This window comes from Paenibacillus sp. V4I7 (genome assembly GCF_030817275.1).
Taxonomy (GTDB): Bacteria; Bacillota; Bacilli; order Paenibacillales; family NBRC-103111; genus Paenibacillus_E.
In genome coordinates this window covers 3929824-3951928 of the sequence record NZ_JAUSZD010000002.1, presented here as the reverse complement: position 1 = coordinate 3951928, position 22105 = coordinate 3929824, and the positions used below count along the sequence as shown (strand labels likewise).

Annotated in this window: 22 protein-coding genes and 1 other RNA gene; 22 read left to right on the top strand and 1 reads right to left on the bottom strand. The window is 44.3% G+C overall.

Translation table 11 applies throughout. From position 1 onward, the window contains the following. Positions 1-55 precede the first annotated feature (55 nt). From QFZ80_RS19485 to QFZ80_RS19410, 16 genes are all read left to right on the top strand, one after another. Positions 56-2266 (top strand): HD family phosphohydrolase, encoded by a 2211-nt coding sequence (locus tag QFZ80_RS19485; protein WP_307556096.1) that lies wholly within the window; start codon positions 56-58, stop codon positions 2264-2266. A gap of 42 nt (positions 2267-2308) precedes the next feature. Next, positions 2309-2836, top strand: a complete 528-nt coding sequence (gene ybeY / locus QFZ80_RS19480; protein WP_307556099.1) for an rRNA maturation RNase YbeY — start codon at positions 2309-2311, stop codon at positions 2834-2836. Then, on the top strand, positions 2836-3540 hold the full coding sequence (locus QFZ80_RS19475; protein WP_307555047.1) for a diacylglycerol kinase: 705 nt from the start codon (positions 2836-2838) through the stop codon (positions 3538-3540). The genes ybeY and QFZ80_RS19475 overlap by 1 nt, the downstream gene beginning before the upstream one ends. Positions 3541-3572: 32 nt before the next feature. After that, positions 3573-3986, top strand: coding sequence for a cytidine deaminase (gene cdd / locus QFZ80_RS19470; protein WP_307555049.1), 414 nt, complete (start codon positions 3573-3575; stop codon positions 3984-3986). A gap of 6 nt (positions 3987-3992) precedes the next feature. Then, the gene (gene era / locus QFZ80_RS19465) at positions 3993-4892 is read left to right on the top strand and encodes a GTPase Era (RefSeq protein ID WP_307555051.1); all 900 of its coding nucleotides are present in this window, start codon (positions 3993-3995) and stop codon (positions 4890-4892) included. A gap of 97 nt (positions 4893-4989) precedes the next feature. After that, positions 4990-5142 (top strand): YqzL family protein, encoded by a 153-nt coding sequence (locus tag QFZ80_RS19460; protein ID WP_082562144.1) that lies wholly within the window; start codon positions 4990-4992, stop codon positions 5140-5142. A 53-nt stretch (positions 5143-5195) separates the two neighbouring features. Continuing rightward, the gene (gene recO, locus QFZ80_RS19455; RefSeq protein WP_307560572.1) at positions 5196-5945 is read left to right on the top strand and encodes a DNA repair protein RecO; all 750 of its coding nucleotides are present in this window, start codon (positions 5196-5198) and stop codon (positions 5943-5945) included. 177 nt (positions 5946-6122) lie between these two features. Beyond that, on the top strand, positions 6123-6938 hold the full coding sequence (locus QFZ80_RS19450; protein WP_307555055.1) for a pyruvate, water dikinase regulatory protein: 816 nt from the start codon (positions 6123-6125) through the stop codon (positions 6936-6938). A 91-nt stretch (positions 6939-7029) separates the two neighbouring features. Continuing rightward, the gene (locus QFZ80_RS19445) at positions 7030-7494 is read left to right on the top strand and encodes a YaiI/YqxD family protein (RefSeq protein ID WP_057303088.1); all 465 of its coding nucleotides are present in this window, start codon (positions 7030-7032) and stop codon (positions 7492-7494) included. Positions 7495-7543: 49 nt separating this feature from the next. Further along, positions 7544-9391, top strand: a complete 1848-nt coding sequence (gene dnaG, locus QFZ80_RS19440; protein WP_307560570.1) for a DNA primase — start codon at positions 7544-7546, stop codon at positions 9389-9391. Positions 9392-9428: 37 nt separating this feature from the next. After that, positions 9429-10544: an RNA polymerase sigma factor RpoD gene (gene rpoD / locus QFZ80_RS19435; protein WP_028558036.1), complete on the top strand. Its 1116-nt coding sequence runs from the start codon at positions 9429-9431 to the stop codon at positions 10542-10544. A 115-nt stretch (positions 10545-10659) separates the two neighbouring features. Then, complete coding sequence (locus QFZ80_RS19430) at positions 10660-11490, top strand: hypothetical protein (RefSeq protein ID WP_307555057.1); 831 nt, start codon at positions 10660-10662, stop codon at positions 11488-11490. 3 nt (positions 11491-11493) lie between these two features. Next, the gene (locus tag QFZ80_RS19425; RefSeq protein ID WP_307560568.1) at positions 11494-12258 is read left to right on the top strand and encodes a tRNA (adenine(22)-N(1))-methyltransferase; all 765 of its coding nucleotides are present in this window, start codon (positions 11494-11496) and stop codon (positions 12256-12258) included. Next, positions 12234-13343, top strand: coding sequence for a Nif3-like dinuclear metal center hexameric protein (locus QFZ80_RS19420; RefSeq protein WP_307555059.1), 1110 nt, complete (start codon positions 12234-12236; stop codon positions 13341-13343). The genes QFZ80_RS19425 and QFZ80_RS19420 overlap by 25 nt, the downstream gene beginning before the upstream one ends. Positions 13344-13477: 134 nt before the next feature. Further along, positions 13478-13895, top strand: an RNA gene (gene rnpB / locus QFZ80_RS19415) — RNase P RNA component class A. A gap of 603 nt (positions 13896-14498) precedes the next feature. Continuing rightward, entirely contained in the window at positions 14499-14954 is a 456-nt protein-coding gene (locus QFZ80_RS19410; protein ID WP_307555060.1) for a MarR family winged helix-turn-helix transcriptional regulator, read from the top strand. Positions 14955-15036: 82 nt separating this feature from the next. Here the strand turns inward: QFZ80_RS19410 and QFZ80_RS19405 are convergent, their stop codons facing one another. Then, complete coding sequence (locus QFZ80_RS19405) at positions 15037-16944, bottom strand: S8 family peptidase (protein ID WP_307560565.1); 1908 nt, start codon at positions 16942-16944, stop codon at positions 15037-15039. Positions 16945-17116: 172 nt separating this feature from the next. Between QFZ80_RS19405 and QFZ80_RS19400 the strand changes: the two genes are divergently transcribed. From QFZ80_RS19400 to QFZ80_RS19375, 6 genes are all read left to right on the top strand, one after another. Continuing rightward, positions 17117-17617 carry a YpuI family protein gene (locus QFZ80_RS19400; RefSeq protein WP_307555064.1) on the top strand — a complete coding sequence of 167 codons (501 nt, stop codon included), beginning with the start codon at positions 17117-17119 and terminating at the stop codon, positions 17615-17617. Positions 17618-17694: 77 nt separating this feature from the next. Next, positions 17695-18789 carry a glycoside hydrolase family 15 protein gene (locus tag QFZ80_RS19395; protein ID WP_307555066.1) on the top strand — a complete coding sequence of 365 codons (1095 nt, stop codon included), beginning with the start codon at positions 17695-17697 and terminating at the stop codon, positions 18787-18789. 47 nt (positions 18790-18836) lie between these two features. After that, on the top strand, positions 18837-19052 hold the full coding sequence (locus QFZ80_RS19390; RefSeq protein ID WP_171688477.1) for a DUF1540 domain-containing protein: 216 nt from the start codon (positions 18837-18839) through the stop codon (positions 19050-19052). 21 nt (positions 19053-19073) lie between these two features. After that, a complete protein-coding gene (locus tag QFZ80_RS19385; RefSeq protein WP_307560563.1) occupies positions 19074-19493 on the top strand; it encodes a hypothetical protein in 420 nt (139 codons plus the stop codon). Positions 19494-19828: 335 nt separating this feature from the next. Beyond that, positions 19829-21121 carry a hemolysin family protein gene (locus QFZ80_RS19380; RefSeq protein WP_307556100.1) on the top strand — a complete coding sequence of 431 codons (1293 nt, stop codon included), beginning with the start codon at positions 19829-19831 and terminating at the stop codon, positions 21119-21121. Between the two features lie 127 nt (positions 21122-21248). Then, positions 21249-21956 carry a lytic transglycosylase domain-containing protein gene (locus tag QFZ80_RS19375; protein WP_307555072.1) on the top strand — a complete coding sequence of 236 codons (708 nt, stop codon included), beginning with the start codon at positions 21249-21251 and terminating at the stop codon, positions 21954-21956. Positions 21957-22105 lie beyond the last annotated feature (149 nt).

Here is a 22105-nt window from a genome sequence, read left to right as displayed (position 1 = left end):
AGCAGGGTTGTTAGGTAGAGAGGAATGACCTTCCGTGAAGAAAAATGAAGTGCAAATGAAAGGCAAATTTCATTACCAGCTGAACGGATGGAAATACAGTACAGGTATACGGGTACTGTTGTTTCTCTTGCTGGCTTTAATTTTTTATATGTCCCTTTATGCCAAGCTTGTGCCGCAAGTCTATGACATAGTGTTAGGAACGACCAGTGAAAAAACGATTTATGCACCTAGACAGATTGAAAACGCAATTGCTACTGAACAAGCGAAAGAAGACGCTGCCAAGCGCGTCCAACCCGTTTATCGAATTGTGAATCTCAAAAATGATACGCTGATTGATGTTATTTATGATAAATTGTTGCAAATCAATGCGGATGAAGAAGTGAAATTCGATGACAAAGTCAGCATTTATCGTCGGGCTATTCCACAGCTAATCAGCGATATGCAAAATCAATCTATTAAGTCACTTCGTATCAGCGGTCAATATAACGATTTGCTGCTTGAACAGATCCAGCAGGGGCTTGCCGAACAGCACTACCCGCTGCCGGAGGAAACTTTTTTTAAGCTTCCGAGGTTGACCAAAGATGATTTAGCGGCTATGCGTCCTGTGACGAAAGACATCATTAGCAAATTGATGAATGATCAAATCTTGGATGCGCAGACGGCCCGAGCTAAAGTTGCTGAGCTTGTAAATACATCGAATCTGACGAAGAACACGTCCCGTGAAATGGTTACCGAAATCGCCAGAGCGCTAATAACGCCAAATAAATTTTTTGATCAAAAGGGCACCGATGATGCTAAAGGACAAGCCAGAGAGAGCGTGAAACCAGTTTATATCAATAAGAATGATGTTCTCGTTAAAGTCGGGGATGTCATAACGGAAGAGATATACGCTAGGCTGGATAAACTAGAGCTTTTGAAGGATAAAGCGAACTATTTGCCGCAATTAGGGCTCAGTATTCTTTCGGCTCTTTTGTCATTCGCCATTTATATGTTTGTCCGACAAAGCACGTTGCCGATCAAGTACAATAATTCTCAGCTCGTGATGCTCATTCTTATATTTCTTATCAATGTCATGGGAATGAAAATGATCTCTCTTGTGCAAAATCTAGATTATCCTTATATTGGTTATCTGGCTCCGACCGCGTTAGGAAGCATCCTGATTGCCATTTTACTGGATGCTCCGCTCGCGTTTATTGCATCGGTCTTATTCTCCTTAATGGCAAGTATTATCTTTAATACGGAGCATGTGTTGCTTTTTGACTACCGGTACGGCTTAGTTAGCTTGGCTATTTGTTTTAGTGCAGTGTTTACGATTCAAAGGGCAAGCCAACGGGCTACCATTCTAAAAGCTGGTCTCATGATTGCCTTCTTCTCCATGCTAACGATTACTTCGATGTTGTTGATGGAAGATCATTTTCAGCAGAGAGAAGCCCTTCTGTCGCTTTCTTTCGCGGCTGCAGGCGGATTATTAACGGTTGTGTTCGTAATTGGGCTGCTGCCCTTTTTCGAGGTCGCATTCGGGATTCTATCTCCGCTCAAATTGGTGGAGCTCTCTAATCCGAATCATCCTTTACTGCGCAAGCTGCTTACGGAGACACCGGGGACTTATCATCACAGTGTCATGGTGGGTAATTTGTCGGAGGCTGCAGCTGAATCCATCGGAGCTGACGGGCTGCTGTGCCGAGTTGGTTCTTATTATCATGATATTGGCAAGACAAAGCGTCCAAGCTACTTTATAGAAAATCAAACGAACATTGAGAATCCGCATGATCGAATTGATCCCAATCTAAGTAAGTCCATCATCATAGCACACCCTCGTGATGGCGTTGAAATGCTTAAGGATTTCAAAATGCCTAAGCCGATACGAGACATTGCTGAACAACATCATGGGACGACACTGCTGCACTTTTTCTATCATAAAGCGGTGAAACAAGCTGAAGAAGAAGGCAGTGAGAAAGAAATCCGCGAAGAGGATTTTCGTTACCCAGGGCCCAAAGCGCAATCCAAAGAAGCAGCCATTGTGGGGATAGCGGATAGCGTGGAGGCTGCTGTTCGATCACTGCGTAATCCGACGCTTGAACAAATCGATTCAATGGTGCACAAAATTATTAAGTCTCGTTTGGACGACGGCCAATTTAATGAGTGTGATCTCACGCTCAAAGAGCTCGATAAGATTGCCAAAACATTAAACGAAACCTTGCTAGGAATCTTTCACGCAAGGATCGAATATCCAAGTGAGCTAGCTCCAAAGAAATCAGGGGCTTGATGATATCAACGACGAATTAAAGGAGGGCACATAATGGCAAGTATGGATTTAACGCTAGAGTGGAGCAGTGAGCAAGAAGTGAAAGAAATCACGCCTGCTTTTATTGAAAAGCTTGAAGATCTGCTGCGCTTAGCAGGCGAGCTTGAAGGCGTTACGGAGGGGGAAGTTGCCCTTACCTTCGTAGACGATGAAGCGATTCAAGAGCTTAATAAACAGTACCGTGATTTAGATAAACCGACCGATGTGCTCTCTTTTGCGATGAGCGAGTTCGGAGAGGATGAAATTCGGATCAACTACGAGGATGAGGGTGAAGGCGACCCAGATGATCTTCAAGACGGTGAGACGGTGTCTGAAGGGTTCATTGAGCCTTTAGGGGATATTATCATTTCGGTTCCCCGTGCCATCGCTCAGGCCGAAGATTATGGGCATTCCGTTGAGCGTGAGCTCGGATTTCTATTCGTTCATGGGTTCCTACACTTGATCGGCTATGATCACCAAAGTGAAGAGGAAGAGAAGATTATGTTCGCTAAGCAGGAGGACATTTTGCAGAAGGCAGGTTTGACCCGCTAATGTCGGACGGCTTCCGTAAATGGCGCAGGAGCTTCCGGTATGCCTATGAAGGAATCAAATATGCTTTAGATACGCAGCGCAATATGAAATTCCATTTTTGCGTTGCTTTTCTTGTTTTGTTGGCAGCGCTTTTAATCCATCTGCCCAAAACGGACATTCTGTTTATTCTGCTGGCGGTAACGCTAATGATTGTAACTGAGCTCATCAATACGGCTGTGGAGAAAACCGTGGATCTGGCTATGCCTGATCGCCATCCGTTAGCCAAAATTGCGAAGGACGTCGCCGCGGCGTCCGTATTGGTGTCCGCAGGTTTTGCAGTGATTGTTGGCATGATTGTATTCTATGAGCCTATCGATCTCTTGCTGCGAAATTCAAGAATGCAGGATACTCCGGTATCCGCGGGAACGATATGGGTCCTTATTGCCCTTGTTGTATTAACGGTCATCGTAATTGAGACGCGTTTCTCAGATAAAGGAAAATTGGTGCGACCTAGCTTGTTGACGGCTATTGCCTTTGCAATTGCTACTGTCATTACGATTTTCGTCTCGCAAACGATAGTTGCACTGCTTGCATACACGCTATCTGTACTTATTTTTATTATGCTGTATGACAAAAGGAAGAGACCATTTCCAGCACTAATTCTAGGAGCACTCATTGGCATCATGGTCACAATCCTCGCTTTATCCTGCCTTAACATGCTATAACGGTAATATAAAATGAAAGTAGGTTGATGGTTATGAATCAACAAGAACTCATTCAACACGCGAAAGAAGCCATGAAAAGAGCCTATGTGCCTTATTCGAATTTTCAAGTTGGTGCGGCGCTTCTGGATGCAAACGGTGATATACACTATGGCTGCAACGTAGAAAATGCCGCATACGGACCGACCAACTGCGCTGAACGAACCGCGTTATTCCGTGCCATCGCGGATGGTCATAAGGCAGGTTCCTTTCAAGCTATTGCGGTTATGGGGGACACAGAAGGTCCTATTTCCCCATGTGGTGTGTGCCGTCAGGTATTAGTGGAACTGTGTGAACCGGATATGCCAGTTTACCTAGGCAATCTGAAAGGTGATGTTGCAGAAACGACCGTGTCTGCCTTATTACCGGGTGCTTTCACAACGAAAGATTTGCATATAAATGGAGGATAACTAGAAGTGGCTAAAAAAGAATTTAAATCAGGCTTTGTCGCTATCATCGGACGTCCGAACGTTGGGAAATCAACGCTGATGAACCAAATCATCGGGCAAAAAATTGCTATCATGTCAGATAAGCCTCAGACAACAAGAAACAAAATCCATGGGGTTTATACATCCAATAACGGCCAAATTGTTTTCCTGGATACGCCAGGTATTCATAAACCGACTTCCAAATTAGGCGATTACATGAGTAAAGTGGCGCATGGAACGCTTGGGGAAGTGGATGCGGTGCTGTTTTTGGTGGATGTTGCCGAAGGGATTGGCGGCGGTGACCGTTATATTATTGAGCAGCTGAAGCATGTTGAAACGCCTGTTATTCTGGTTTTAAACAAAATTGACCTTGTTCAGCCTGAAGCGCTGCTGGCGATTATTACAAACTACAAAGATTTGTATGACTTTGCTGAAATCGTGCCTGTTTCTGCTCTCAAGGGTAACAATGTAACAACACTGTTGGAACAAATTGTTCGTTATTTGCCGGAAGGTCCACAATATTATCCAGCCGACCAAATTACGGATCACCCCGAACAATTCGTATGTGCTGAACTCGTACGTGAGAAAATCTTGCATTTGACGCGGGAAGAAATTCCGCATTCCATTGCCGTCCAGATTGAAGACATGCGTGTCGAGCCCAATGGTGTAGTCCATATTTCAGCTGTCATATTTGTTGAACGAGATTCGCAAAAAGGTATCGTCATTGGCAAACAAGGAAGTTTACTCAAAGAAATTGGACGGCAGGCTCGTCGTGATATCGAGACGCTGCTTGGTTCCAAAACTTTCTTGGAGCTGTGGGTTAAAGTGAAAAAAGACTGGAGAAATCAAGACAGAGTTCTGCGTGATCTTGGCTTCCGCCACGACTAACAGGTTTTTTCCTAACAGTTCCAGTTTTTATCTCGTATAGAGAAGCTTCCTCTGCGCATCCTAATAAACATCACGTTCAATGGGGAGGATGCTGAACATGAAAGATTTTTCGTGGACGTATTTTTCAAAGACCGGTGATGTAGATGCCTATCTGCTGTATAAACAAGTTTCCGGAGAACCGGGTATGGACACTGATGTACAGGAAGAGGATCAAAGTAACGAAGAGCCGCTCGAAGGGCTGAATATGTAAAGTCATATTCATTGGCTCGTAAGTTTCAGAGCGGCATTCATGGGGGAAGTCATTTGCTGCGCAGCGTACAGGGGATTGTACTCCGTAGTATGGACTATGGAGAGGGAAACAAGATTATTAGTTTATTCACCCCCGAGCTAGGTAAAGTTGGTGTCATGGCTCGGGGTGCTAAAAAAGTGAAAAGTCGACATGCCGCCGTTACGCAGCTTTTTACGTACGGCGATTTTGTTTTTTTCAAACAAAAGGGTCAGATGGGGTCTCTGAATAGTGCGGAGATTATCGAAGCCCATCATGCTTTGCGAGAAGATTTACATATGTCTGCGCATGCTTCCTATTTGGTGGAGATGACAGACCGAATGCTTGGCGATGAAGAGGGCAGCACTTATATATTTGAGCAGCTGAAAGCTGGACTAATGGCTATTGAAGAGGGCAAGGACATGCAGATCGTCGTTCACCTCTACGAAATGAAGATGTTTGATCTAGCCGGTTATCTTCCTGTGACAAATGCTTGTGTTTCCTGTGGAGAAACTTCGGGGATTACGACCCTTAGCCCTGCAATGGGGGGGACTTTATGTGCTCGCTGTCGATACAAAGATGCTGCGGCTATTCCAATCGGTGAAGGAGCGCTTAAGCTTCTGAAAATATTTCCTCGCATGGATATGCGCAGACTTGGTGCCGTTCAGGTAAAGGATGAAACGAAAGCGCAGTTGAAGACCTGTATGCGAGCTTATATGGATATTCACATTGGTATTCAGTGGAAATCCAGAGGCTTTATTGAACAAATGGAAAAATACAATATATAGTGATGATGACTAATTTGACATGTGATTTCGGCTTTGATATGATGTGGTGGAAAACACCTCGCCTTTGTGCTGTCCGCATATCGGTGAGGTTTTTCTCATGCTTTCGTTCTGTTTGCGTCTACTTTACATACAAATGACTAATGTAGGGCCTCGTCCCTGCTGAAAGGGGCTTAGGGAATGGACCACCCACTACCTACTCGCGTATACGTTGTTTCGGATTCAGTTGGGGAAACGGGGGAATCAGTCGTACGTGCAGCTGCGATGCAGTTTCATCCTGTACCCGTTGAAATTATGAGAGCTCCATTTATCCATGATTTTGAAGGAATAGATAAAGTCATTAATGCCATTAGAATACATGGCGGAATTGTCGTGTTTACTCTAGTTATACCGGAACTGCGCGACGATCTGATTGCCAAGGCGAAGGAGTACGATATCCCGCATATTGACTTGCTTGGGCCGGTTGTTGCTACCTTAGGGCAAGCATTACGGCAAGAGCCTCGCCGACAACCGGGAATGATTCATCCGCTCGATGAGGATTATTTCAAAAAAGTTGAAGCAGTTGAATTCGCGGTCAAATATGACGACGGTCGGGATTTTAGCGGCATACAAAAAGCAGACATCATCTTATTGGGCGTTTCTCGTACGTCCAAAACACCCTTATCTATGTACTTAGCGCACAAAAGATTTAAGGTCGCTAATGTTCCATTGGTACCTGAAATGCAGCCGCCTGCTGCCATTTATACCGTTCCAAAGGATAAGATCATTGGACTAAGGATCGACCCGGATAAATTGAATGTTATTCGCCAAGAACGGCTGCGTACACTTGGGCTTGCAGAAAATGCAACCTACGCAAATGTAGAACGTATTAAAATAGAACTGGCTTTTGCTGACAATATTATGAGCAAAATAGGTTGCGTCATCTTTGATGTTTCCAACCGTGCCGTTGAAGAGACTGCAAGTTTAATCATGGACCATATCGAAAGAGTCCAGTAAGGTTTTATGTTTACCCTTGCAGGATTTTTTGTAAGTCCATCGTATATAATAGTACGGTGAGATTTCGTCTAGAGAGCAGGGGCTGAACTGTATGCGAGCAAGAAGTATTATCGTTGATGCCGATGCTTGTCCAGTAAAATCCGAAATTGAGCAAGCAGGTAGGCAGTTTGGTGTACAAGTTGTACTAGTTGCTTCTTTCGATCATCGGATGAAGGAGAACCCTGGCGTGAAGGTCGTTCAAGTGGACCGTTCCGATCAATCTGTCGATTTATATATTGCCAATCAGATTCAGCAAGGTGATATTTTGGTGACACAAGATTTTGGACTCGCCGCCTTAGGATTGGCTAAGGGATCTATTTGCTTAACGAATCGAGGGCAGGAATATACCGATAGTTCGATTGATTTCCTGTTGGATCGACGCCACGCATCGGCAAAAATGCGCAGAAGCGGAAAGCATTCGAAGGGGCCAAAACCATTTACGGAGGCAGATCGGCAAAATTTTCTACATGGTTTGACAAAACTTTTAAAATATTTGCAGGAAATCGAAAACAAGTAGCGAATAGTAATTAGTCGGAAAAGCGACCTGAATTGTAGGTGGAACAAAAATGAGGTACGGACGCATACCTGAAGAGGTCATTGAGGCTGTACTAAAGCGCCATGACATTGTTGATGTCATTGGTAGGCACGTACATTTGAGCAAGCAAGGGCATTATATGAAGGGGCTATGCCCATTCCACTCTGAGAAAAGTCCTTCATTCACTGTCACACCAGAAAAACAAATTTATCGTTGTTTTGGTTGTAATGTGGGTGGGAATTTGATTCGATTCGTAATGGAAATCGAAGGACTTAGCTTCTCTGAGGCCATTAGCAAGCTGGCTGAAGAAGCGGATATCCCAATCACTTGGGAAGAAGCGACAGAAGAGCAAAATGAGCAGCAGCAAGAGAAAGCAACTTTGTTAAAAGCTTATGATTTTACCGCGAAATTGTATCATTATATACTTGGCAACACGGAACAAGGCAAAGTGGCTAAAGGCTATTTGGCCTCAAGAGGAATATCGGATAAGCTGATCGATACCTTCCAAATTGGTTATGCACCGGCCATGTGGGACACACTCGTTCAACAGCTAGATAAACGAGAGTTCGACTTAGCCCTGATGGAGAAGGGCGGTTTAATCTCTGCCAAACATGAAGGTAACGGCTATGTGGATAAATTCCGGGAACGCATCATGTTCCCTATTTGCGACTCTACTGGCAAAGTTATCGCGTTCGGAGGCAGATCGATGGGCGATGCGCAGCCCAAATATTTAAATAGTCCGGAATCCATTCTTTTTAATAAAAGTCGGACGATGTACAACTTACATTTGGCTAGACCTAATATGCGTAAACTTCAACAAGCAGTTCTCTTTGAAGGCTATGTGGATGTTATTAAAGCATGGGAAGCGGGGATTAGTAATGGTGTCGCCACGATGGGGACAGCATTAACGAAGGAACATGCCGCTCTGCTGAACCGAAACGCCGACCAAATCGTCGTTTGTTACGACGGAGATAACGCGGGACAATCAGCGGCTTTCAAAAGCATCCCTATTCTAGAAGAGACAGGCAGTCGAGTCACGGTAGCTATGCTGCCAGACGGCAAGGATCCAGATGATTATGTAAGAAATTATGGTTTTGACCGATTCGTACGGGAAATTATTGAGCCAGCCGTGCCATCGATGAAATATAAGCTATTGTACATCCGTAAAAATTTTAAGTTGCATGAGGACGGTGACAGACTTCGTTATCTGCAATCCGCTGTCAAATTAATTAGTCATCTTCAATCTCCGATGGAACGTGAACATTATTTGAAACAGTTGGCTTCTGAATTCCCTGAATCTTCATATGAGGCGATGAAGTTAGACCTTCACGAAATCTTGCTGCAATCGGAAAAAAACCGACCAGAGGGGGATAATAAACCAATTCTGTGGAATAATGTTATGAATAATGGGAGAACAGTGGAACGAACACTCAAAAAATCACCTTCACTTTTACCCGCTTATCATAATGCAGAACGGTTAATATTGGCGGTAATGATGCATGACCGTGAGGTCTGCTCACAAGTGGAAGCACAATTAGGTGATCAATTCAATGTTGAAGCTCACGCAGTCTTAGCTGCTTATTTATATGCTTACTACGCTCAGAATGCTGAGCCGGATGCAAGCCGATACATTGCCATGCTGCAAGACGAACAGCTGGAGAGCTTGGCTAGTTCCATTGTAATGATGGGTGCTGGTCATGGAATTAACGAACAAGTGATTGACGACTATATTCGCCAAATTCGCAAAGTTCCAATGCAAGAAGAAGTTGAACGTAAGAAAGAAGAACGAGTTCGTGCTGAACGCGCGGGCGACCATCTTAGAGCTGCACAAATTGCTATTGAAATTATTGCCCTAGAAAAACGATTGAAGTCAACTTAGAATTACTGCAACGACTAGGGAGGAGGGAGTCCGTACCATGGCGAATGATCAGCGTACAGAACTAGAGACAGAATTGACCCTGGACCAGGTGAAGGACCAGCTTATTGAGCAGGGGAAAAAGCGGTCCTCACTAACTTACAAGGATATTATGGAGAAATTAGCTCCCTTTGATCAGGATCCTGAACAAATCGATGAGTTTTTCGAACAGCTTTCGGAGCAAGGGATCGACGTAGGGAACGAATCCGATGAGGATTCCATGAATCCAGAAGAAAATGAGCGCGATGAATTTAACTTCGATGATGATCTGGCCTTACCGCCAGGGATTAAGATTAATGATCCAGTTCGGATGTATTTGAAGGAAATTGGTCGAGTACCGCTTCTTTCCGCGGAAGATGAAGTAGGGTTAGCCAAACGGATTGAAAATGGGGACGAAGAAGCGAAGAGACGTTTAGCAGAAGCTAACCTAAGACTCGTTGTCAGTATCGCCAAAAGATATGTAGGTCGAGGCATGCTATTCCTAGATTTGATTCAAGAAGGTAATATGGGGCTTATTAAAGCTGTAGAAAAGTTTGACCATACCAAAGGATATAAGTTTAGTACGTATGCAACTTGGTGGATTCGCCAGGCGATTACCCGTGCCATAGCTGACCAAGCGAGAACGATACGTATTCCGGTACATATGGTCGAAACGATTAATAAACTTATCCGTGTTTCCCGTCAATTGCTGCAAGAATTGGGGCGCGAACCTACGCCGGAAGAGATTGCCAAAGAGATGGATTTGAGCACAGATAAAGTACGCGAAATCATGAAGATTGCACAAGAGCCTGTGTCGTTAGAAACACCGATTGGTGAGGAAGACGATTCCCACTTGGGAGATTTCATTGAGGATCAAGAAGCGTTGGCTCCAGCTGATGCTGCCGCGTATGAGCTTCTGAAGGAACAACTTGAGGACGTTCTAGATACGTTGACGGAAAGAGAAGAGAATGTACTTCGCTTACGTTTTGGTTTAGATGATGGACGTACACGTACGCTTGAAGAAGTAGGTAAAGTATTCGGTGTTACACGGGAACGAATTCGTCAGATTGAAGCTAAAGCTTTGCGGAAATTGAGACACCCTAGCCGTAGCAAACGATTAAAGGATTTCTTGGAATAAAGACGCTGTGAGAGGGCCCTGCCAAATTCGGCGGGGTCTTTTTTTTATTTTAAAACTACTACTAAAGCGAGAGGACGAATTCACCGATAAAGTAGCTAGGAAGGTGAGCGAATAAATGGATGCAGAGAAACGAAAAGTGATTGTAAGGGAAATCCATCATTGGCGCAGAAGCAAATTGCTTCCTGAGCATTATTGCGATTTCCTAATGAATTTGTATGTGGATGAATCAACGCCTAAACCTGCTTCATTAATGGGGGTATCCGCATCCTCGGTAGCAAACAGTAATTGGAAAATATGGTTGGCCATCATGGCGGTGATTGCCGCTTTGGCCTTATCTGCTCTTAATTTTAACTCTTTTGGATTGCCAATGCAAATTGGAATTTCCACGCTTTTTGTCATCATTTGTTATGCATTTGCATATCGGCAGTATCAGAAAGCACCTGTTATTTCTTATTTGCTTTGTGGTGTTTCTTCGATTGCTTTGCTTTTTGTCGGTTTGTATTTATTAGATTTATACACTGTGAGTTCTTCTAATGCATATGTTGGTTATTTAGCCTTTTGTAGTAGTGTCTGGCTGTTTAATGGGTTAGTTGGCCGTATGGCTATTTTTCAAATATGTGGATGGCTGGGGCTAGTCGGTACATACGGGTGGCTATTGCTGCACAAGCTGGACAGCCCCGGATGGTTCTCACTTGAAATTAGTTGGATTCCGGTTAGTATTGTACTTATATGGATGGCTTGGCTTGCGCATCATACGAATAAGCAAGCAGCTAGTGTCCTTTTATTAGTTGGAAGCATCGTTTGGTTTGCTCCTGAAGCAATGACGTTTCTGACAGATGTAGATATGAGTTCTCGCGTCATTCAATTATCGTTTACAGGCAAGTTAGTTTCTGCAGGCGTGGCATTATTTTTGCTGCGTAAAAAATGGGTAGAGTGGGTAATGTAGCATATGGTGAAATTATCGAAAAGACTTCAAATGATTGCAGATCGAGTTCCTTTAGGATCAAAGGTAGCGGACATTGGTTCGGATCATGCCCTATTGCCAACATATTTGGCACAACAGGGTATTATTTTGTTTGCTGTGGCTGGCGAAGTGAATCCAGGGCCTTTTGAAGCAGCAACACGGCAGGTTCTTGAAAGCGGATTGTCCAAAAAAATCAGTGTAAGATCCGGTGATGGACTCGCTGTTATTGAGGCTGGAGAAGTGAATGTCATTACGATCGCCGGAATGGGCGGAAGTTTGATGGCGAGTATTTTGGAAGCTGGAAAGCATAAGCTGCAAGGCGTCACTCATCTCATTCTGCAGCCAAATGTCGGCGAAGATCATGTGCGGCGCTGGTTACTGCAGCAGGGCTGGAAGCTGGAATCCGAAACGATTCTAGAGGAAGACGGCAAGATTTATGAGATATTGACAGCCATAGCCGTGCCGGATGAGGAAAAACATACATTGGAGGTTCTTTACGCTGAACGTCAACTGCCAGGCGGTGTTAGGGTTTCGAAGGAACGCTTGCTTCAAATGGGGCCCTACTTCATCAGCGAGGCTCCAGAAGTATGGTTTGCCAAATGGGAGAGCGAACTGAAGAAGCTGGCCATGATTGAAGGGCAGCTCCAGTTGTCTTCAGCAGAAGCGTCTGCAGCGAAGGCGGAGCAGGTCGGTCAAGAAATGAAGGAAATAAAGGAGGTACTCGCTTGTTTGCAAAAGGTCAAACCGTAATCCAGCTGTTCGAACAGTTGGCGCCGAAGCATTATGCGATGCCTGATGATAAAATAGGTTTACAGCTAGGGTCTTTGCAGAAGGAAATCCAGAAGGTCCTAGTTGCCTTGGATGTCACAGATGAAGTGGTTGAAGAAGCGATTCAGCAAGGTGCTAATCTCATTATTGCTCATCATGCGATTATTTTCAGACCGCTCGCTCATCTGCAAACGGATACGCCTGCTGGTCGTTTATATGAAAAATTAATTAAGCACGATATCGCTGTCTATATTGCTCATACGAATTTGGATGTGGCTGAGGGCGGCGTGAACGATATGATGGCGGATAAGCTCGGTTTGACGGAGCTTACTCATCTAGAGGATATGCACACGGAGAAGCTACAAAAGCTGGTTGTTTTCGTCCCTGAGACGCATCACCAGGCTGTACTGGATGCCCTTTTCACCGCAGGAGCGGGTGGAATCGGGCAGTACAGCCACTGCAGCTTCAACATCCCCGGCACGGGGACGTTCCTGCCGCAGGAAGGGACGCACCCGTTTATCGGGGAAGTAGGCAAGTTTGAACGCGTACAGGAAGTACGCGTAGAGACCATCGTAACCGCCAGCGTCCAGCGCAAGGCGGTTCAGGCTCTATTGAAGGCCCACCCCTACGAAGAGGTGGCCTATGACCTCTACCCGATGGACCTCAAGGGTAGAGTGTTCGGTCTGGGCCGCGTCGGCAAGCTGCCCGCGGCTACGACACTTCGCGAGCTGACGGAGCTCGCGAAGCAGGTGTTCGACGTGCCGGCAGTGCGCGTCGTTGGCGATTTGGAACGGCCCATCCGTAAGGTGGCCGTTCTGGGGGGCTCTGGCGGCCGCTACATGCGGCACGCCTTGTTCGCAGGCGCCGATGTGCTGGTCACCGGCGACATCGACTATCACACCGCGCATGATGCGCTTGCGGCGGGTTTAACTTTGATCGATGTTGGTCATAACGTCGAGAAGATCATGAAGCGCGGCGTGGCGGATTATCTCGCCGCGCAGTTGGTTAAGACGGAAACGCAGGTGCTTGCATCCGAAGTAGATACAGAACCATTCCAGTTCCTGTAGGGATGAGGGTTAGTTTGCTCGCGAAGGTGTTGCTTTTTAAGCCTTATTAACTTGCTGAGTTGCAAATGGTAATTAAGGAAACGAACAGCAGTTGTATTCCGAAGGCATTCCTAGTATACTAGCAAATGCATCGGAAAGTTTGACAGACAATCGCTGGCTGTGGGTAAGCCACAGCGAGAGGAAAGTCCGGGCTCCATAAGGCAGGGTGCTGGATAACGTCCAGTCAACGCGAGTTGAAGGATAGGGCCACAGAAATGGACCGCCGATGGTTTCCCGCAAGGGATTCACAGGCAAGGGTGGAACCGTGGTGTAAGAGACCACGAGGTTCTATGGTGACATAGATCCTGGTAAACCCCACTTGGAGCAAGACCTAGAGGAACGCAAGCCGCTTTCGAGGTGGCAGTCTTAGCCTGAGACGCGTTCGGGTTGGTCGCTTGAGCTGTACAGCAATGTATGGCCTAGATAGATGATTGTCACTTCAATGGTGGCAGGGGACAGACGCCCGCTATGACCACTGGAAGTACAGAACCCGGCTTACGGCAAACTTTCCATACTGTCGGTTACCCGCAAGGCTTAGGCCTTGCGGGTATTTAATTTTTCTAGAAGAAAATTTAAGAGCCTCCAGAAGCTTCTATTTCCACAAAAAAGTGGGTATAGAGGTGAAATAAGAGTCCTTAGAGACTCTTTTTTCATACTGAGATCAGCTTTTTAGATAATTTCATACGAGATAAGAGCCTTTAGAAGCTTCTATTTCCACAAAAAGCGGGTAAAGAAGCGGAATAAGAGTCCCTAGAGACTCCTATTTGATACTGAGAACAGCTATTTAAATAAATTCATGCAAATAAGAGCCTTTTGAAGTCTATTTCCACAAAAGGTGGGTATTGAGTTGGAATAAGAGTCCCTAGAGACTCTTATTTAACTTTAGAAAAGAGTTCAAGCTTTACGAAGCGGCAAAGATATAGGTGATCTTTGAAACCATGCATACATGTACATCACTTATCGACTTGTACTTGCTTCAGAAAGTCCGATTTTTAGGTTTACTGGGATTAAATTTAAAGACCTTAGTTAAGTAGCTATAAATGTTTACCTAGTAAACATTTATTTGATAAACATTACTTAGTAAAATACTAATTTAACTTGAGGAGGTATCCACTCATGTCCGATTCCCCACAAAATTCTATATTTATCGTACAAGAATTAGCACGCACATTTGGTCAATTAGCAAGATCAAGCAGTAAAAGTAAATCGTTCAAAGGACTGCGTCAAAGTGAATTCACCTTGCTTACTACCGTCTCCTACTATACGAGTACTGATTCCTCTGGCATTAAGATTTCAGAGCTCAGCCGTGCCCTCGAAATGACACCAGCCGGAGCGACACATCTCGTGGATGCCCTTGAACAAGCTGGATACCTGGAGAGGCTCTCTGACCCCTCAGATCGTAGAATAGTCCTTGTACGTTCCACGCCAAAAGGTGAGGAGCAAATCAAGGAGACGGAGGCTCATTTCTTCGATGTATTCAAAGGGCTTGCGGAACATTTAGGTGATCAGGACACGAAGGAATTGATTCGACTTCTCAGAACGAGTCTTACTTTTCTAAAAGAAGAGAAATAATAGAACTTTCGTTTGTATCATTTTAGAGGATATTCACCAAAAAAAGGTTGATCAGCACAACAGGCTGATCAACCTTTAAACTCTAATAGGCATACTTTTTCGTAATGAGATGCATTTGACGAGATAGGCTTTGTGGGAAGTAAGAAACCTGATTTGAGTTCTCTTCGGCCATTTTTACAGCTTTCACGACATCAATTAATCCGAAACCGAAATATTTATCTCTACCTTTTGTACCAAGGTCTTGTGCGGTTTTTCTAATGATTTCGTAAACATCCGTGTTTTTCAAACTAGGATTCGCAGAACGAATTAAGGCTGCCAATGCGGTGACATGAGGGCTAGCCATCGATGTACCTGATAGCGCGGCATATTGATTGTTAGGATACGTACTTGCGATACTAACACCAGGAGCCGTTACGTCAATATAGTCGCCATAATTCGAAAAGGGTGCCTTGTTATTCTGGGAATCACTCGCGGCGACAGCGAACACTTCCGGATAAGCAGCTGGAAAGCCAGGTCTTTCTGTATTGTCGTTGCCGCTCGCCGCGATGAGTGCCACATCTTTATCATAGGCATATCGGATGGCGTCGTGTAGAAAGCTTGAATCCGCGTAATTGCCAAGGCTGAGATTCATAACTTTAGCGCCATGGTCCGCAGCCCAAATGATACCTTGTGCGACAGAATAGGTACTGCCTGCGCCAGTTTGGTCCAGAACTTTGACGGGTATTACTTTGTTATACCATGTCATACCAGCTACTCCCAGATTGTTGTTAACTAATGCAGAAATAACACCAGTGACATGAGTACCATGTCCAACATCATCCTGCGGGTTGTCATTATCACTAATGACATTATAGCCAGGCAAAAGTTGATTGCGCAAATCAGGGTGCTTCAAGTCAACACCTGTGTCAACAACGGCTACAATCACATCTTTTGTACCACGTGTTAATTGCCAGCCCTGAACAGTCTCGATAAGGGGCAGGTTCCATTGATATTTACTGAATAAATTATCATTAGGCATAAAATTAGCTGATATATCTGTCGGGGCCGTGGTGTCCGTATCGGTTTGACTGGAATCTTCTGCATCTTCTTTTTCTTGATCGTCATAATAATCATTGGTTAAGTAGAGGAAATGAGGCTCCACATAGGCTACATCCCATTTCTGGAAATAAGCCATTAATGCTTTGGCTTCCATGCCCTGCGTGCGGAATACATACGTATATCCAAGCTTTTGGGCCGAAATAGCTTTTATTTCGTTTTTGATTTGTGCAAGCTGAGCCTCTGTGGGATCCTGCTTGAAGCGAACCACAACTTCATTTTGCTGATAGTGGCTTGTCCCTTGATTATCCTCAGGATGGTCAACAACTTTATCTTGTAAAGTGTCCGTATCCACAGACTCGACTTTCCAACGATTTTCGTTTGGATAAGGTTCAAGACGCAAGTTTTTCAACTGGTGATCTGTTACTTGATGAAGAACATCCTGGTGAATAACACCTACCACAGAGCTGTCTCTATTGGTTGAAGGAGTGCCTTGAACAAAATAAGTTTGCTGCGCGGCGCCGAATTTAGGTGATTGATAATGTTTTCCTTCATCGACGGCTGTTTTAGCTTCCTTTAAATAGGTGGTGGCTTGTTCTTTATAAGAACTTGGGACTTCACCTACTGTAATTCCTTTTTCCAACGGTTGACTTTGCTTTGACCAAATAAGCACATCCATTTTTTCATGCTCAGTTTTCATTTCGCCAAGCACTTTTAACACAGGCTCTCCGCTTTCAATCTTGCTAATCATTTGTGAATAATCAATGGAACATTGGCTTCTACATAAATCATCTGTCAATTTCACGTCCTGCTCTAAGAGCGCGAGCTTGGATGTTGTTTCATACTTTGTACTGTACACTTCCGGTCCTGGTTTCGTCTGGGGGTTCTGTTGATCAGGAAATAGGATGACACCTAAACCAAGAATGAGAGAGATAGAAGTTAGATAACGCCACATGCTCAGGCCCTCCTTTTTTACTAACTTGTTTTCAAATGACGAAATGATTTACCTTTGACTAGGGTGAGGCGCGGAGGATTGTTTTATACATGGAAACTGGAGTTTTACATATACCACTTCGGGTTAATTTATGGTAGGATAGGAATAGCGCAATTATAGGAGGTCTTCATAAATGGCTGTTTTTAATGTGAAAAATATTTGTGATTCAACGCGTACGAAGTTAAAAGAAACAACTGCTAAAATGGAGCTGTTTCTGAATCAAAATTCGCTCGCACAGTTAAATGTGGAGAATGATCCTGCTATGGATGAGTTTTACCGCGGTTATTTGCAGGATACTCGCCATCTATTAGTATTTTGTGAAGTGGCTTATGAGAAATTAGGCGTTAGCTTGAGACGTCCTACTTTTAATGTGGATTTTTCGGAAAAAGTACTGTATGAGGTTTATCATACATGCGTCAATACATTTTTCTACCCTAAAAATGAATGCTATTCCGAAGATGGTCGCTACGCTTATACTGGACAAGATGCTATTCGTTTCCGCAAAAAGCCATCGCGCGAAGTGCGTGATTTGACGATTGAGCTGTCCAAAGTATTCGAAGAACTTCGTGAAGATCTGGCTTACTATGAAACAGACTACATCACTCAACGTCGTATGCAAGGCGAAAAAGTATAATTTTAATCGATTTTGCAAAATACAAAAGGGATGCGACTAAAAGCGCATCCTTTTTCTTTTAAAAGGAGACTTGGTGCATGGAGCGTGAACAATTAATCAAAAGCAGTATCTCGATAATTAAGCTGAATCAGCATCCAAGCGGGGGTTATGTAGCTTCACCGTTATTCCCACCTTACTCTTACAGTTGGCTCAGAGATGGGACTTTTATCGCGAATGCGATGGATCGCTCGATGGAAACCGAAAGTGCTGAGCTTTTTTATCGCTGGGTGCATCTTGTTTTGAAGGACAAGCGTCCGCGTGTGGATGCATTAATTCGTAAACAGGAAGCCAAAGAATGGATAGACCGCTCCGAATTTTTTGGGACACGTTATCATTTGGATGGCCGTGATGATTTATCAGAGTGGGGACATTTTCAACTGGATGGTTATGGAGCGTGGCTGTGGGGTCTTACGGAACATATTCGTATAACAGGTCATTCCGCACTATTGTATGAATTGCGTGAGAGTATTGAGATTACCGTTGATTATTTGATGACGTTCTGGCATTTTCCGAATTTCGATTGTTGGGAAGAGTTTCCAGATTATGTTCACCCGGCAACATTAGCTTGTGTATATGGCGGTTTAAAGGCACTTGGTGAGCTGGAGAATCGTGCTCCATTACTTGAGAAAGCGGCGTTGATTAAAAAGTTTATCATGGATCACGCAGTCTATGAGGGGCGTTTCGTTAAATCCATTCATTGCTTGGGAGAAGTATGGCAGCCGGCTTTAAATGGTGTAGATGCAAGTCTGTTGTGGCTTGCTGTTCCTTTCGGAGTCTGTGAGGTTAATGATCCTGTTATGTTGAAGACGGTACAAGCAATTGAAGCTGACCTAAAGCATGAAGGCATCCAAAGATATGTCGATGACCGTTACTATGGGGGCGGAGAATGGCTGCTGCTAACGGCATGGTATGGATGGTACCAGGCAGAGCTTGGTAATCGTGAAGAGGCTCAGCGATGCTTAGATTGGGTCATGAGTAAAGCAGATAAGCTGGGTCGATTACCGGAACAAGTGGCTGAAAGTCTTAGAGATCCCTCATCGCACCCGGAATGGATTGCCAAATGGGGAGAGCCAGCGCTGCCATTGCTTTGGTCTCAAGCGATGTTCTTGGTGCTATCTGACAGCTTAAAATAAGCATAGATCACCCTGACAGCGGGCAAATTGTTAAAGGGGTGATGATTATGCCGGATGTAAAATGTGCAGTTGCCAATTGCGAATACTGGGCGCAAGGCAACAACTGTAGTGCAGGAACGATTATGATTGAAGTCGATCAGCATGCTGCCGCCAATTATAATGAAGAGTTTGCAGGGGAATCATTTGATACGGATCATCAAGATGCAGCAAACAAAGTCGCTAATACTTGCTGCCACACTTTCAAAGCTAAGAAAAAACATTAAGGCGCGTAACATGGAGGCAGCATGAATAAAGACGATGTCCCTCTGGATAATGCCACCAAGGAGCGGTACCAAAAGGATCAGCTCCGTATTGAGAGCGGATTGAACCATAAGGAAGAATACGCAGCCGAGATTGTCGTACCTACACGAAGAATCAACTATGCCGAGCCGTATAAGGCTAAACCAGAGACTCACTCTGATGTGTCAGATGAGGAGATAGGGGAATTGGTTGAGGCAGTTACGCGTAACAAAGCTGTAGGTTATGTTGCACTATTCGTTGCATTGGCTTCTCTTTTTGTATGGCCAGTGCTATTGGGTGTTTCGGGTATTGTGCTTGGCGTTATTGCGTTTCTTATGGGGAATAAAAGACTAGGGTCTTGGTCAGTCGCGCTTGGTTTTATTGCCGTCGCCGCCTATTTTTTGTTAGTACCCTATTTTGCTTGACTGATTAAAAGCAAGCCGAGAGATCGGCTTGTTTTTATTTTTTTTATGAAAAAAACGCGTAAATTCGCGTTTCAGAGGGATAAATAGCGGGTAGAGACTCATTAAGCCACCGTTTTAATGCGTATACTCCCGTTTGCTCGTACTATTTGGCTTCAGGAGTCATATTCGCACCTTTGAATGATTACAGTATTATTATATAATGAAAAGTGATATTTAAATTAAATCGAAATAAAGGGAGGTGTACCTATTCTCCTTGGTGCAGTAATCGCGCTTGATAGGGGATAGGTAAGGTATTGGAAGATCCTTTGCCCGGAACGTTAATCAGTTTTCTGTTAATGTTTGGACTGGTGTTATTAAATGGTTTTTTTGTCGCAGCTGAATTCGCGATGGTCAAGGTAAGAGGTAGTCGCATTGATTCTCTTGTTGGTGAAGGCCGACGCAATGCAAAATTTGCACAAGGAATTATGAATAATCTCGACGCCTACTTAGGAGCTTGTCAGCTCGGGATTACACTTACTTCGTTGGGACTTGGTTATGTCGGGGAGCCGACGTTCGCCAGAATTCTGGAGCCATTATTTGCTCCGCTGAATTTGCCAGATACGGTGTTCCACACGATTACCTTCATTATTGCTTTCTCCTTAATGACCACATTGCATATTACATTAGGCGAACAGTTCCCTAAGACGTATGCGATTCGTAAAGCTGAACAAATAACTCTGCTATCTGCAGGGCCCATGGTATTTTTCTACAAAGTGATGTATCCGTTTATTTGGTTATTGAATGGTATATCGAACTGGATGTTACGACGTGCAGGAATCGAGCCTGCAACTGAACATGAATCGGCGCATACGGAGGACGAGATTCGTGTCCTTATGAAAGAAAGTCACAAAAACGGACTTATAGATAATACAGAGCTTACGCTTGTTGATAATATATTTGGATTTGCAGAGACGACTGCCAGGGAAATTATGATCCCAAGAACAGAAATGGAATGTTTGTATGCCGGACTTACCTATTCTGAGAATCTTGCGATTGCCATTAAAGAAATGCGTACGCGCTACCCGGTATGTGATCCGGACAAAGACAATATTATTGGCTTCGTCCACATCAAGGATTTACTCAAGCCGGATGCGAACCTGAAAGGGATCAAGAAGATTATCCGACCGATAACGACAGTTCCAGATTCGATTCTTATCAGTGATTTGTTAAAAATGATGCAGAAAAGGAAAAGCCAGATGGCATTGCTCATTGATGAGTACGGTGGAACATCAGGTCTTGTGACACTGGAAGACATTATGGAAGAAATTGTTGGAGAAATTCAAGATGAGTTCGATGAAGAGCGTCCTACAATTGAAATCAAGGATGAAAACACCTATTCCATTGATGGATTGCTGCTAATTGATGAAGTGAATGAATATTTCGGACTTGAAATTGAGTCGGATGATTATGATACAATCGGCGGATGGATTTACTCGAAAACGGAGATACCGCCAAGCAAGAACCAGCAGGTCAGTTACAACGATGAGTTCATATTTATTGTTGAAGAGACAGATCATCTACGGATTTCTCGTGTCATGGTAAGAAAATTGTCGGATGAGAATGAGTTACTGCAGCAAAACATTTCTTGAGATGGAAGAGAGACTGTCAAATGACGGTCTCTTTTTTAATGATTCCTTATAAATTGGGGATGGTCGTCAGGGCACAAAACGTGTACAATGAAGACAACGATGAATGGATAGAAACGAGGTCTGACGGATGAACAGCACGAACAGCATTGATCCTAGAGTAATGAAAGAATTGCTCCAGCTTCAGTTGATGGGTAAAATGAGTTTGCTATCCGGTGAAACCGCGACATCAAGTACGGATGATTCAGGCGATTTTAGTGCGCTGCTCGACACGATTATGGGACAATCTGGTGGAACTAGCGTTACAAACCAAGACACTTTATCTTCCATGCTAGGTAACTCGACTAACAGTATGCCAAGTTCTTTGGGGGCTTTGAATAGGGCTTATACACCCATACAAACCGTGAGTAAAGCATCCTCGGTCTCGCAGTATGACGGTCTTATCCAAGAGGCAAGTCATAAATACGGTGTGGATACCTCGCTAGTCAAGGCGGTCATTCAGCAAGAATCAGAATTCAATCACCAGGCCGTATCGCCGGCAGGTGCCAAAGGTTTGATGCAGCTGATGGATGGGACAGGCAGAGGCTTCGGTGTAACGAACCCATTTGATCCTAAGCAAAATGTCGATGCAGGTACTCATTTCCTTAGCAACTTAATTAAGAAGTACAACGGAAATGAAGGGGTTGCTCTTGCAGCTTACAATGCCGGGCCTGGACGTGTTGACCGATTAGGCATCAAGACCGATCAGGATCTGGCTAACAAGCTCCATTTACTGCCAAGGGAAACGCAAGGCTACATCTCTAAAGTGATGGGTCACAGGCAGAATTTTTCATTATAATCATTAGCTAACAAGCTGATTTCCGAATGTTTAAGCGGAGGTCGGCTTTTTGTGTTACCCGAGGATGCTTGAGTTATGCCCTGTTTTAAGCTTTAATGATGAAAGGAATTTAATTTGATTGTGCGCGGCAGCAAGAGCGTGATAAAGGG